Raw genomic sequence first — 14,083 nt, 5'->3', positions numbered from 1 at the left:
ATTACGAAAAGTTGTAATTATTACAATTGAATAAAGAAGTTTATACAATGAACCTAAATTGTCCTTTTGATAAAAAATTTAATGTAGAATTCTCTTGTAGCGATAAAGTAGTTTAATAGAAAGGGGAAGAATTATGAAAAAAAATTTAAACTTAGGAGTTCGATACATGAAAGCCTATAAGGCTAGGTCATTTGCAATTATACTAAGTATCATTTTATCAGTAGGTATGATAGTTGGAGTATTAACTTTAACAAAAACAGAAAAAATGAATGAATTACAAACAATGAAATACAATACGGGAATATATCATACAACATTCAAGGACTTAGATTACAATCAGTTAGAAAAAATTGAAAAATCTAGTGATGTAGAAAATGTAGGTGCTTTTAATTTTCATGGAATTACAACAGATAAAGAAAAACAATCTGTAATAATGTTAAATTGTAATGATGATTATATAATATCAAATTCAAAGCTTGAAAAAGGAAGGCTCCCAAAAGAAAAAAATGAAATAGTAGCTGAAGAATGGGTTTTAAAAAACTTAGGAATACAGCCTACATTAAATCAAAATATAAAGCTTAATATTGAAGATATAAACAAAAATGTAAAAGATGAGAAATTTAAGTTAGTAGGAATTATAAAAGATAGACCTACTGAAAAGCAAGTAGCTAAAATGCAAATGTACTTACCTCTTCAAAAGGGAAGTGAACATTTAGAAGTTGGAGTAGCTTTTAATGAGAAAATAGATATACAAAATTACTCTTTAGAACTTGCAAAAAAAGCTAATATAAATAAAGACAATATAGGGATTCAAGAAGATTTTATATCAATTTCAAATGATGCAAACAATATTAGTTTAGATAATATATTGAGTGTATTAGTTATAAGTTTAATATGCGGAATAGTTATATACAGTATTTTTAATATATCTATATATAAAAGATTTAGAGAATATGGAGTATTAAGGGCAATAGGAGCTAGAAATTCAAAGGTATTTAAATTGATATTAAATGAATTAATGACTTTAGGTATTATAGGGATGCCTATAGGGCTTTTAGGAGGATTAGGAGCATCTTTGATAGCCTATAAAAAATCAAGTGAATTAAAAACAAGTATAGCTTTAGATGGGGAAATTATAAATTCACATATGGTGTACCCCGTATTTGAAATAATACTAGCTATATTGTTTATGGTTTTAATATTACTTTTAATATCACTTTTTACATATCGAAAGATAAATAAGTTATCTATTATAGACTCTATAAAAGGTAACAGAAAAGAAAATAGCATAAAAAGAAATAGGGTAAGTGTTAAAGATTTAAGTAAATATATGAAAACATATAAAGCTATATCTTTTAAAAACATATTAAGAAATAAAAAACGATTTATAATGATAGTTTTATCTATGAGTATATGCGGAATTTTATTTATAAACTCAAACTATCGTTCACATTTGTCTCAATCAGATGACTTTACTACAGATAGAGAACTTTATAATAATTCTGATATGAAAATTGATGTCTATGGAAGTGAAAATCAAAAAGATGGTTTAAGTAAAAAAGATATAAAACAAATTGAAAAGGTAGAAGGTGTGAAAGAAGTAGTAAAATCTCAAATAATGAATGGAAGAATGGTTATAAAAAAAGGGGATATAGCTAATGAAGGTTATTTTGACTCTATAAATAAATCTATCAGAGGAAATAACCTTTTTAAAGGATATCTTGTAAAAGACAAAATAAATGATGAGTTGATATTAAAACAAAATCTTAGAGGATATGATGAACAAGCTTTGAAAGAATTAAAAAATTATTTAGTACAAGGAAACATAGATATTGAAAAAATGAAAAAAGAAGATTTGGCAGTAGTTTATGTTCCTATGGTTACTGAAGAAAAATTTGATGGGGGTGTAAGTTATAATAAGGTTGATAACGGTAAGCCTGTTGCAAATTTAAAGGTAGGTGATACTGTTAAAGTTAAATTTAGAGAAGATGGAGAAAAGTCTGTAGAGGCATGTAGATTAGAAGATACTGATGGTAAGTACATAGAAAAAGAATTTAAAGTGGGTGCAGTAGTTAGCTATCCATTTATGGCAGAAGATACATACACAAGTGATGAGTGTATAGATGTAATAGTAAGCGAAGATACATTTTCTAAAACAACAAATAGTAAAGCTTACCAAGCTATAAATATAAATTTAAAAGAAGGTGCAAATGACAAAAAGGTTTATGATGAAATACTAAAAACTACTATAAAAGTTAAAGGGGCTATGGCTAGAAATATAATTGAAGAAAAGAGAAATTCTGATGCAATGTATGAAAAATCTAGAGTTTTTAATGCCGCTATAGTAGTAGTGCTATTTGTAATTGCGGTTGTGAATGTAGTAAATAATATAAGCCAAAGCATAGTAGATAGAACTAATGAATTTGGAATGTTAAGAGCAGTAGGACTTAATAATAAAGACTTTAGAAAAATGATAATATTTGAAGGGATTATATATACAGCAATATCTAGTTTAATAATTATATTTGTATCTTTAATCCTAAATAAAACAACATATGATTCGTTTGGAGTATCTAAGTTTGGGATTGAATTTAGTATAAGATATATAGATTATATATCGATAATAGTAATAAATGCATTAATTGGAGTACTTGCAACTTACTTACCTGCTAAAAAATTAGAAAAAGTAAGTGTAGTTGAAATGATAAATATAAATGAATAAGGATATGGGGAGGATTTAATATGTCAATTTTAGAAACTATAAATTTATCAAAAACTTATGGGAATAAAGAAAGCAAAGTAAACGCATTAAACAATGTTAATATAAATATAGAAAAGGGAGAATTTGTTGCAATAATAGGGCCTAGTGGAAGTGGTAAAAGTACACTTCTTCACTTATTAGGAGGGCTTGAGAAGATAAGTAGTGGAAGCATAAAAGTAAATGGAAAAGATATTAGTAAGCTAAAAGATATTGAACTAGCAGAATATAGAAGAAAAGAAGTTGGGTTTGTATTTCAACAATACAATTTAATTCCTGTACTAAATGTAGAGGAAAATATAGAACTTCCACTAATGTTAGGTAACGATGATATAGATGAAATATACATAAGTGAACTAATAGATGTTTTAGGGCTTAAAGATAGAAAAAATCATCTGCCTAGTCAATTATCAGGAGGACAACAACAAAGGGTTGCAATAGGAAGGGCATTATCAACAAAGCCAAGTATAATTCTTGCAGATGAGCCTACAGGAAACTTAGACAGTAAAACAACAGATGAAGTAATGGATTTATTAAAGAAATCTATAAGAAAGTTTAAGCAAACATTAATAGTTATAACTCATGATATAAATATAGCTAATAAAGCAGATAGAATAATTAACATAGTAGATGGAACTATACAAATGTAAATAAAAAGCTGTCTCAAAATTAATAGCAATGAAATTATAAATTTATCATAAGCTATATATTTGAGACAGCTTTTGTAATATGTAATTAATATATAAATATTTATGTTCTTAGGTAGTATTTAAAAATGTACACATTTCCCACCACAATTGGTTTAAATTATAACAAGAAATTTACTCATTTTTAAATTTAATTAATCTTCGTACATATAAGCTCTAGTCATTTTAATATCGTTGTTAACACCTTTGCTTATTAAAATTTGATGTAAGTCTATTACTCCATTATTGAAGCAAGCAGCACAAGAAGTAAGGTATAAATCCCACATTCTTACAAACTCTTCTCCAAACATTCCTTTTACAGTATCTCTTTCTTTATCAAAGTTTTTATACCACTCAATTAGAGTTCTTGTATAATGTCTTCTTAAACTTTCTACATCTAAAGTATAGAAATTGTATTTAGGGAATATGTCTATAATTTCGCGTAAAGAAGGAATAACTCCACCAGGGAATATATATTTTTTTATCCAAGCATCACCAGGAGATTCTGTAAGACCGCTTATGTAATGTAATAAGAAAAGACCTTTTGGCTTTAAAACACTATTAACATTTTTTAAGTATAAATCATAATGTTCACGCCCTACATGTTCAAGCATTCCAACACTAACTATTTTATCAAAAGACATTCCAGAGTGTTCAAGATCTCTATAGTCCATTAATTTAACTTCTAAATAATCTTCAAGACCTTCTTCTTTTATTCTTTCTTGGAATTTTTTGTGTTGTTCTTCGCTTAAAGTAATACCAGTACCTTTTATTTTATATTTTTTTGCGGCCTCTATAAGAAGATAACCCCATCCACATCCTATATCAAGTAGAGTTTCACCTTCAGATAACTGAAGTTTCTTTAATATATGATGTATTTTATTCATTTGGGCTTCATAAAGTGTGTCAGTTTCGTTTTTGAAATAAGCACAAGAGTAGCTAAGTGTTTTGTCTAACCAAAGACTGTAAAAATTATTACCTAGATTGTAATGATAGCAAACTTCAGATTTTTGTTTTTTCTCACTACCAGCTTTTGAAAATATTTTACCAAGCTTAGCAAAGTTAGTGTGGAAATGATCTTTTTGACAACCAAATAAAGTATCAAGAGTAAGTAATAGGTCTCCATCAATGGTAATGTCACCACGCATATAAGCTTCACCTAGAGTTAATGATGTGCTAGTAAGTAAATCTTTTTTACTTAGTGGATTATTGAAACAAACTTTAAAAGAAGGGTTTCCTTCTCCGACTAAAAATTCTTCTCCATCCCAAAGCTTAACCTTAAATGGATTAGTATCAAGCTTTGAAAGAAATTCTTTAATAAATATTTTATCTAGATTATTCATAGTAATGTCACCTCTTTAATTTCAATACCCGTAAAATTTAAAGGTAAACAAAAAAATTTCAATAAAATTTGAAATACAACTTGACTATGGAGTAACTACATACTTTATATTATTATGAGAGAAAGTTTTTAGGAGGTTAATATGGAAAATTCATTATCAAAAAGTTTTAAATTTTCATCACTTATAAAGTTCACTATACCATCTATTGTTATGTTGGTGGTTACATCTTTATATACAATTATTGATGGGGTATTTGTATCTAGGTTTGTAAATACAGATGCATTGTCAGCGGTTAACATAGTATATCCGTTTTTAAATATAGTAATAGCTGTTGGAGTAATGTTAGCTACAGGTGGAAGTGCAGTAATAGCTAAAAAATTAGGAGAAAATAAAAGTAGAGAAGCTAAAGAAAACTTTACTTTAATTGTATTGATAGGAGTTAGTTTAGGAATATTAGTATCTTTAATAGGATTTATATTTTCTAATAAAATTTTGAATTTACTAGGATCTACAGATGAGTTGTATAAGTATTGTATAGACTATTTTTCAGCGCTTCTTGTGTTTGCTCCAGCATTTATAGTCAACTTATTGTTTCAATATTTAACAATAACAGCAGGAAAGCCAAAAGTGGGTCTTACTTTGACTATAATTGGTGGTCTTACTAATATGATTTTAGATTATATATTTATAGTTTCAATGAATATGGGAATATCTGGAGCAGCTATTGCAACTGGTATGGGAAATTTAATACCAGCAGTACTTGGAACTATATATTTTATGAAAAAGAAATCTATTATTCATTTTGTAAAACCAAGATTTGATTTAAAAGTAATATTAAAAGCGTGTTCTAATGGTTCTTCAGAGATGGTTACAAATCTTTCAACTGGAGTAACTACTATGTTATTTAATTTATCTATGATGAAATTATTAGGAGCAGATGGAGTAGCAGCTATAACTATAGTTTTATATGGAGAATTTTTAATAAATTCTGCATATATAGGATTTTCTTCTGGAGTTGCGCCAATTATAAGTTATAATTATGGTAATGATAATAAATCAGAACTTAAAAAAATAATTAAGTACAGTATAAGATTTATATTAATGAGTTCAGTTACTTTATTTATAATTGCAATATTATTTGCTCCAAATATAGTAGGAATATTCTCGCCTAAAGGAACTAGTGTGTTTGATATAGGATATAAAGGTTTTTCACTTTTCTCACTAAGTTTTTTATTTACGGGAATAAATATTTTCTCATCAGCTATGTTTACAGCATTTTCAAATGGGAAAATATCAGCAGCTGTATCATTCTTAAGAACATTTGTATTTATAATATCAGGAATATTAATTTTACCTAGATTTTTAGGTGTAAATGGAGTATGGCTTGCAGTACCAATAGCAGAAGTTTTATCTATGATAATTTCTGTGACTTTTATATATAGATATAGAAATGTTTATGGATATGGAAAAGAAACTGAAACTCATAAAGAAGATAAAGAAAAGTCATATAAAGACATAAAGGAGTTTTAGATATGAAAAATAAAATACAAGAACCAAAAATAAGCAATAATTTGGTTATACCAACAAATGTAATTGATGAAATTTTTGAAGAGGAATATTTAGAAAATAAAATAATTGAAAATACTACAATATCAGGTATTTATGAAGTTAGGCTTAGTTTGAATTCTTGTATATTTAAAAATGTAGAATTTGAAAGTTGCGATTTTAGAAAGATTGATATAACTGATGTAATATTTGAAAATTGTAATCTATCAAATATTAATTTTGATGATAGTGGAATTTATAGAACTAAATTTGTAAATTGCAAGTTAACTGGAACGCTATTTGAAGATACAATTTTAAAAGATGTTGAATTTAAAGATTGTTTAGGCAGATATTCTAATTTTTCATTTTCAAAATTTAAAGGAGTTTTAATTACAGATTCAGATTTCCAAAATGCAGTTTTCCAAGAAGTACAAAATAATAAACTAATATTAAATTCTTCAGATTTAAATAGTTCTATATTTAGGGGAACGCCATTAAAAGGGGTTGACTTTACAAATTCTAGTATAGACGGTTGTGAAGTTAAAATAAATGATTTAAGAGGAGCTACATTTTCGGTTGCACAAACTTTAGAGTTAGCTAAACTAATGGGAATAATAATAAAATAGACAAAATAGGCTGGTTATAAATATTTAGTAAACTTAATCAGTCTATTTTTTGTTAATTTGGTAAAGATAGGATTATAAGTAAAAATGAAAGGATATTGAAATGAAGCACGAAATTATATTGATAAATTGGGCATGTATATTCCTTATGTTAGTAGGAATGCTTATGATAATATTTATGAGAAAAAAGATAGATTATGTTCCTAAGAAATTTTATAATTTAAGTTTTTATGCGTTACTAATCTCAACATCTTTATATATCATTAAAGCTATTTTTATGAACATCCATCCAAGTAGGAGTTTTTACATGATAATTATATATTTAGATTGGTTGATTATAACTCCTATGCTAATTAATATATTAGGATCAATTGGAATGTATTATGATCATAAAAACAAGAAGCTTGTATTAAGTATAATTTTTGTATATTTGATTATGACAATTAGCTTTATAACTTCAAACAATTCAACTGGATTTACAAATGGCATTACACTTTTGATTAGTTGTGTGTTTTTTATTATAAATTTCTGGCTAATTTGGGGACCTTTAGAAAATATAGCTAGTCTTCAAGGATGTTACGAATATAAATTATATAAACTCCTAGCTTTGTTTACTACAATAATTTGGATAGGATATCCTGCATTATGGGGAATAGGACCTAGGGTTTTAGATATAATAGATCATAAATTATATATATATTTTAGAATAATAATTCCTACTATATATAAGTTAGGATTTATATTTATAGCATTACATGGAGTAAAAAAGGTAAATAAAATTAAACAATATTAAAAAATTATAATTTAAATTTAACGTTTCATTTTAATTTGTCATAAAATAAAAATTTTATGAAAAATATTTTTTTTAATATAGAATTTGGTAAAAATATGTAGTACTATGTATACATAGACAACAAGATTAGACAAAAAACAACTAGAAAACAATAGGAATTGACATAAATATTAAAGCGGGTGTTCATTCTCCCAATGGCACCCTTATAACCTTTAGATGAAATACTATCCCCCCATAAATAGTATTTTAAACCTAATACCCACCCATTTAAAAGACTGTATCGGAAACAGTCTTTTTTTTTCGATTATTTTAGTTTATAATTAAGTGAAGTCAAATGATTAGGAGAACGGTATGAAAATTTTAATAGATGCAGATGGATGCCCTGTTGTTGATATAACTATAGAAGTTGCAAGAAAACTTGGAATAGAAGTAATACTAATGTGTGATACCTCTCATATATTTAATAAGCAAGGTATAGAAACTATAATTTTATCTAAAGGGGCAGACTCGGTAGATTTTGCATTAGTAAACAAGGTTAATAAAGATGATATAGTAGTAACTCAAGATTATGGGCTTGCTGCTATGGTTTTAGCAAAATCATGTAATCCAATAAATCAAAATGGGAAACTTTATACAAGTGAAAATATTGATCAATTATTATTTACAAGGCACATATCTAAAAAAGCTAGAAATGCAGGTTCCAGAATGAAAGGACCTAAAAAAAGACAAAAAGAAGATGATATAAGTTTTAAAGAGAACTTAATTAAATTAATCAACAATCTTAACAATTCATCCATGTAAAAGAAAAAGAGAAGTAAATTATTTCTGAATAAGCGAAGTATACAACATATGTATTGACGAAACACTTCCGTACAAAGTACGTCGTGTAAAGGAAATACATATATTATATACGAAGCCAATAAACAGAGTTAATTTACTTCTCCTTTTCTTTATCGCTTTCAAATTCCATATCCCAAGAGAAATACCCATTATCTTTTTTAGTATATTTTAAAATAGCATCAAATTTATTTCCACTTTTGCTAGTCAAACCTTTAACTTTAGCAGAACCACTTTTTAAAATGCTTTTTACCATAGTTTTGTTAGGTTTTTTCTTTAAAGCTAATAAGAATTTATCACTATTCCAAATTCCAAATTTACATTCTTTATAATTGGTGCAAATATAACCTTTAGAACATTCAACCACATCGTTTTGACAGACTGGGCATTTTCCAAAGCTTTCTTGCTTTGCTCCATCATTAGAGAAAGTTCCCTTAGAATATCTTTTAGTTTTAGGATTATAGCTATAAACCTCAGTACTAATATTTTTATTACTATCATTTTTTATAGCCTCAACTCCATTTACTATGAAGTTCATTATATTTGTAAGGTACTCACTTCTAGTGAACTCTCCTCTTTGAATATCACTTAAGCTTTTTTCAAGTTTACCAGTGTAATCAACATCTAGTAAATCCTTTAAAGGGAATATTTCAACTAAATTTTTACCTAAATCAGTAATATAATAAGATTTACCTTTTTTATTTACATAGCCTACTTCTGAAATTTTCTTTAAAACTTCAGCACGAGTAGCAGAAGTACCTATTGAATAACCTGATAAAACTGCTGTATCCTCATCAGATACATTTTTACCGCAGTTTTTCATAGCTTTAAGCAGTGTATCTTCTGTATAAGATTTAGGAGGTGTAGTTTGTTTTGTTAATATATCCATTTTAACAACATCTACAACTTCATCTTTGTTAACAAATGGCAATAAGTCATCTTTTTCTTCCTTATTATATACTTCTAAGTATCCTTTAACTTTAAGAACTTTACCTTTTGTTAAAAATTTATGGTCATCCACGAAAGTATGAATTTCAGTGTTTTCATATTCAGCAGGAGGCATGAAGTTAGCTACAAATCTATCCTTTATAGCATTATATACAATTTCTTCATCAGGAGTTAGCTTATTAGGAATTATGTAAGTTGGCATAATGGCACTATGGCTATCAACTTTTGAAGAATCAAAAACTCTTTTACTTTTAGTAAATTTAATTTTATCTGCATAAGGAAGTCCAACTTTAAGTTTTTCTAAAGTTTGAGATGCCTTACCAGCTAAGCTTTCCTCTAAGTATATAGAATCAGTTCTTGGATATGTTATATATCCACCTTTTCCTTTACCTTCATATAAAGACTGACATACTTTTAATACTTTATCAGAAGTAAAGCTAGAGTATTTTGAAGTTATGTAACCTTGAAGAGATGTTAAACTAAATAACTTAGGAGCATACTCTTTAGATGTTGTAACTTTCTTATCTTTAACAATACCAGTAGGGGACGTTATACTATCGATTACTTTGTTAGCATCATCTATGCTATCAAATTTTGATTCCTTACCTTTTATATACTTACCTTTATACTTACCATTAGTACAACTGAAGTTTCCTTCTATTTCATAATATGTTTTAGGAATAAAATTAGCTATTTCCATATCTCTATCGTAAACTAACTTTACAGTTGGAAGTATAACTCTACCAATATTTAATAGTTTTCCATTTCCGTATTTTAAAGTAGTCATTGATGTAAAATTAATTCCAATTAGCCAATCAGTTACTAGTCTTGTATAGCCTGCAGCTTGTAGATTTCTCATCTGCTCATCTGTTTTTAAAGTTGAAAGGCCTCTTTTAATATCTTCAGGAGTCCATTCATTTACTAGTATTCTTTTTATAGGCTTTTTATTTTTAGCTGTTAGAAAAATCAAAAAAGCTATCAGTTCACCTTCACGGTCATTATCTGTAGCATTTATAATTTCTTCAACATCGTCTCTATGAATTAACGATTTTACTATATTAAATTGCTTAGATTTAGACCCGTCAACTTTGAATCTAAATTTATCAGGTATAAAAGGAAAGTTTTCACTTTTCCAAGATCCTGCATAAGACTTATCGTAATCTTTAACATCATATAAAGATACTAAATGACCTACAGCATAAGTAACTATATAGCCATTTCCTTCAAAATATCCATCACGTTTAGTTTTAGCACCTAAAAATGAGGCTATTGTTTTAGCAACAGAGGGTTTTTCTGCTAATATCAGTTTCATATTTAAAACCTCCTTAATAAAACCTATTAAATATATTAGCACATAAAAAGAAGTAACTTCAAGAAAACTATAAAAATTATATGTATAAAGAAAAAAGTAAAAAATCCGTATATAATGAATTGACATATAACTAGGTAATAATTGGGAAGTCGTTACAAATGTAGACAAAATGTTACAATTTTGTAATAATAACTATAGTATAAAAATATATTATTGAAATTATCGAATATTTATAGGGAGAGGAGCAAAGTAAATATATGAATTTGAAGAAAAAAAGCATGATAGCTGGATTAATTTCAGCGGCGATAATAATTCCAGCTTCTACGGGGGTATCGTTTGCTAATACGAATGAACAAACTAAAAGTGTTGATTATAGAACTATAAAAGGGAATTCTGTAAACTTTAGACAAGGTCCAGGGACTAATTACTCATCTATTGGAAAGTTAAACACAGGAGATAAAGTTGAATATATAGAGGTTGTAGGTTCTTGGACAAAAATTAAGTACAATGGAACAGAAGGATTTGTACATAGTGATTATGTATCAGAATCTACAGGAAATGAAGAGGATAATACGGTAAAAGGGAACAAGCAAGTTACAGGAAACAGTGTAAACTTTAGACAAGGGCCGGGAACAAGTTATTCAGTTATAAAAACTTTAAATAAAGGAACACAAGTAGGCGTAATATCAGAAAGTAATGGATGGTCAAAAATAAGCTGTAATGGAGCAGTAGGATATATATCATCTCAATACCTAGGAGATATAAATTCAGGTGGCGGACAAGAAGATAATACAGTAAAAGAAAATAAGCAAGTTACAGGAAGTAGTGTTAACTTTAGAAAAGGACCAGGAACTAATTACTCAGTAATAACAGCTTTAAGCAAAGGAACGAAGGTAGGAGTAATATCAGAAAGCAATGGATGGTCAAAAATAAGCTATAATGGAACAATAGGATATATATCATCTCAATATTTAGGGGATATAAATTCAGGTGGCGGACAAGAAGATAATACAGTAAAAGAAAATAAACAAGTTAATGCTAGCAGTGTAAACTTTAGACAAGGGCCAGGAACTAATTACTCAGTTATAAGATCATTAAGTAGAGGAACGCAAGTAGGAGTAATATCAGAAAGTAATGGATGGTCAAAAATAAATTATAATGGAACAATAGGATATGTATCATCTCAATATTTAGGAACTATAGATTCAGGTGGTGGAGAAAATCCAGGACAATCATCTAGTGCAGATAAAGTTATAAATATTGCTAAACAACAATTAGGAAAGACATATGTATGGGGAGCTGAAGGTCCAAATACTTTTGACTGTTCAGGATTTACTTTATATTCATTTAAAAATGGAGCAGGAGTAAACCTTCCTAGAGTTTCTAAAGAGCAAAGTAAATATGGAACGGCTATAAGTAAAAGCAATCTTCAAAAAGGAGATTTAGTTTTCTTTGATACAGATGGAGACGGTGTAGTAAACCATGTTGGTATATATATTGGAAATAATGAATTTATACATGCTTCATCAGGAGCTGGAAAAGTTGTAATATCTCAGTTTAACAGTTACTATAATTCTAAATTTACAAATGCAAGAAGAGTTTTATAAAAATAAAAAGCATAAGCTTTTTATTTTTTTTTACTTTATGTGTATAAATATGATTGTAAATTGAAAATACTAATAAAGTCATCATAATTATAGTATTAAGTGAAGGAGTGTAGTCATGTGCTTAATAACTGATTTTTACCAATTTAAATACAGTAAGAATAATTGCTATATAGAATTTTATATGGATAGAGATGCTGTTTTAAACATAGAGAACGCTCTAGATGAAAGATTAAGTAACTGTGTAACTAATAGAGATTCAGAATGTGCATATATGAGGTTAAAAGAGCTATTTGAAAATGCAAGACTATCAAGTAACTCGCAATATGTAGAAATCAGAATGAATAAGTGTTATATGATTTATATATCTAATTTACAGTTATATTTTAGAAACCAAGGTCAATATGCGGTTTTAGATGTGTTATATAAGTATTTACAGACATCTATGGTTGAAGAATATGAAAGTTTAAATGTATTTAATATATTAGATGAAGAGACGAAGATAAGAGTTTTATCTAATGTTTAATAAAAATAAAGCAGGTTCTATTAAATAGAACCTGCTTTATTTTTATTAAAATGTTTTTTTACTTTCTTGATAATCATATACATCCATTAAAGCTTCTCCGAATCTTTGATAATGAACGATTTCTCTTTCACCTAGGAAACGAAGAACATTTTTAATATCTACATCATCAGTTAAATTAGTAAGTTGATAATAAGTTGCTAGAGCTTTTTGCTCTGCAGCCATATCTTCATGCAAATCTGTAACTGGATTTCCCATAACAGCTATTGTAGATGCTGAGAAAGGAACTCCATTAGCATCTGAAGGGAAAATTCCAAATCCGTTTTGAGCATAATTAGATCCAAGACCAGCTTTTCTAAGTTCTTCAGGAGTTGCATCTTGAGTAAGTTGATAAACCATACTAGCAATCATTTCAACATGAGCTAACTCTTCTGTTCCAATATCAGTTAGAAGAGCTTTTGATTTACTTGTAGGCATAGTAAATCGTTGAGATAAATATCTTAAAGCAGCACCTAATTCTCCATTAGGTCCTCCAAATTGAGTTATTAAGTATTTAGCCATTTGTAAATCCTTAGATTTAAGATTTACAGGATGTTGTAAAGTTTTTTGATATATCCACATAAAAATTATCCCCCTATTTACATTTCATAAAATTTATTTTCCCAAGGCCATGGACCTTCTACCCATTGAAAGGGACTTTTGCTTGGAGAGTATCCAAAGTTATTTAATGGTCCATATTTTTTCTCATAGTTAATTCTAGCTTTAGCAAGCTCTGAACATAGTTTATTATAAGTTGCTATTGCTTTCTCATCTTCTGTATGATTGTCTAGGTATAAGTTCATATCTAAACATGCAAAACAAAGTTCTTCTATATCTGTTAACATATCAGCACGTGTAGCCATTATCTTTTACCTCCATTGATTTTTTTCATATATCTATATAAATCTTTATTGTACATAGCAGATTCCCATAAATTTAATTCAGGAAATATAGTTCCATATTGAAGTGCTTTTGACAAATTATACATTTTGCCAAATACTTGGTCATTTACATATGGTCTAGCTAATGCATCGCCACAATTTTTATTAACATTTCTAGTATTCACCAAAAT

13 protein-coding genes are annotated in these 14,083 nt (G+C 27.8%); 8 read left to right on the top strand and 5 right to left on the bottom strand.

The window, feature by feature from the left end; translation table 11 throughout:
- Positions 1–133: 133 nt before the first annotated feature.
- On the top strand, positions 134–2,722 hold the full coding sequence (locus ACRDDE_RS08860) for an ABC transporter permease (RefSeq protein WP_438626911.1): 2,589 nt from the start codon (positions 134–136) through the stop codon (positions 2,720–2,722).
- A 20-nt stretch (positions 2,723–2,742) separates the two neighbouring features.
- Positions 2,743–3,408, top strand: coding sequence for an ABC transporter ATP-binding protein (locus ACRDDE_RS08855; protein ID WP_438626910.1), 666 nt, complete (start codon positions 2,743–2,745; stop codon positions 3,406–3,408).
- A gap of 191 nt (positions 3,409–3,599) precedes the next feature.
- Here the strand turns inward: ACRDDE_RS08855 and ACRDDE_RS08850 are convergent, their stop codons facing one another.
- A complete protein-coding gene (locus tag ACRDDE_RS08850) occupies positions 3,600–4,787 on the bottom strand; it encodes a class I SAM-dependent methyltransferase (RefSeq protein ID WP_438626909.1) in 1,188 nt (395 codons plus the stop codon).
- Between the two features lie 141 nt (positions 4,788–4,928).
- On the opposite strand from ACRDDE_RS08850, the gene ACRDDE_RS08845 reads away from it, so the two are divergent.
- From ACRDDE_RS08845 to ACRDDE_RS08830, 4 genes are all read left to right on the top strand, one after another.
- Positions 4,929–6,317, top strand: coding sequence for an MATE family efflux transporter (locus tag ACRDDE_RS08845; RefSeq protein ID WP_438626908.1), 1,389 nt, complete (start codon positions 4,929–4,931; stop codon positions 6,315–6,317).
- A 2-nt stretch (positions 6,318–6,319) separates the two neighbouring features.
- Positions 6,320–6,958 (top strand): pentapeptide repeat-containing protein, encoded by a 639-nt coding sequence (locus ACRDDE_RS08840; protein ID WP_438626907.1) that lies wholly within the window; start codon positions 6,320–6,322, stop codon positions 6,956–6,958.
- Positions 6,959–7,058: 100 nt separating this feature from the next.
- Positions 7,059–7,748 (top strand): bacteriorhodopsin, encoded by a 690-nt coding sequence (locus ACRDDE_RS08835; RefSeq protein ID WP_438626906.1) that lies wholly within the window; start codon positions 7,059–7,061, stop codon positions 7,746–7,748.
- 351 nt (positions 7,749–8,099) lie between these two features.
- The gene (locus tag ACRDDE_RS08830; protein ID WP_438626905.1) at positions 8,100–8,549 is read left to right on the top strand and encodes a YaiI/YqxD family protein; all 450 of its coding nucleotides are present in this window, start codon (positions 8,100–8,102) and stop codon (positions 8,547–8,549) included.
- A gap of 133 nt (positions 8,550–8,682) precedes the next feature.
- On the opposite strand, the gene ACRDDE_RS08825 is transcribed toward ACRDDE_RS08830, so the two are convergent.
- Positions 8,683–10,845, bottom strand: a complete 2,163-nt coding sequence (locus ACRDDE_RS08825; RefSeq protein ID WP_438626904.1) for a DNA topoisomerase — start codon at positions 10,843–10,845, stop codon at positions 8,683–8,685.
- Between the two features lie 257 nt (positions 10,846–11,102).
- Here ACRDDE_RS08825 and ACRDDE_RS08820 point away from each other — a divergent pair, with 257 nt between their 5' ends.
- Positions 11,103–12,452 (top strand): C40 family peptidase, encoded by a 1,350-nt coding sequence (locus ACRDDE_RS08820; RefSeq protein ID WP_438626903.1) that lies wholly within the window; start codon positions 11,103–11,105, stop codon positions 12,450–12,452.
- A 115-nt stretch (positions 12,453–12,567) separates the two neighbouring features.
- Complete coding sequence (locus ACRDDE_RS08815; RefSeq protein WP_438626902.1) at positions 12,568–12,975, top strand: hypothetical protein; 408 nt, start codon at positions 12,568–12,570, stop codon at positions 12,973–12,975.
- Between the two features lie 45 nt (positions 12,976–13,020).
- Here the strand turns inward: ACRDDE_RS08815 and ACRDDE_RS08810 are convergent, their stop codons facing one another.
- The 3 genes from ACRDDE_RS08810 to ACRDDE_RS08800 are packed head-to-tail and all read right to left on the bottom strand — an operon-like array spanning position 13,021 to position 14,077.
- Positions 13,021–13,593, bottom strand: coding sequence for a manganese catalase family protein (locus ACRDDE_RS08810; protein ID WP_438626901.1), 573 nt, complete (start codon positions 13,591–13,593; stop codon positions 13,021–13,023).
- Between the two features lie 17 nt (positions 13,594–13,610).
- Positions 13,611–13,874: a spore coat protein CotJB gene (locus ACRDDE_RS08805; RefSeq protein WP_438626900.1), complete on the bottom strand. Its 264-nt coding sequence runs from the start codon at positions 13,872–13,874 to the stop codon at positions 13,611–13,613.
- Positions 13,874–14,077, bottom strand: a complete 204-nt coding sequence (locus ACRDDE_RS08800) for a spore coat associated protein CotJA (RefSeq protein WP_021429821.1) — start codon at positions 14,075–14,077, stop codon at positions 13,874–13,876. Before ACRDDE_RS08800 ends, ACRDDE_RS08805 begins: the two co-directional genes overlap by 1 nt.
- Positions 14,078–14,083 lie beyond the last annotated feature (6 nt).

The organism is Paraclostridium sp. (assembly GCF_051656405.1).
Classification (GTDB): domain Bacteria; phylum Bacillota; class Clostridia; order Peptostreptococcales; family Peptostreptococcaceae; genus Paraclostridium.
This window is presented reverse-complemented; position numbering and strand designations above follow the sequence as displayed.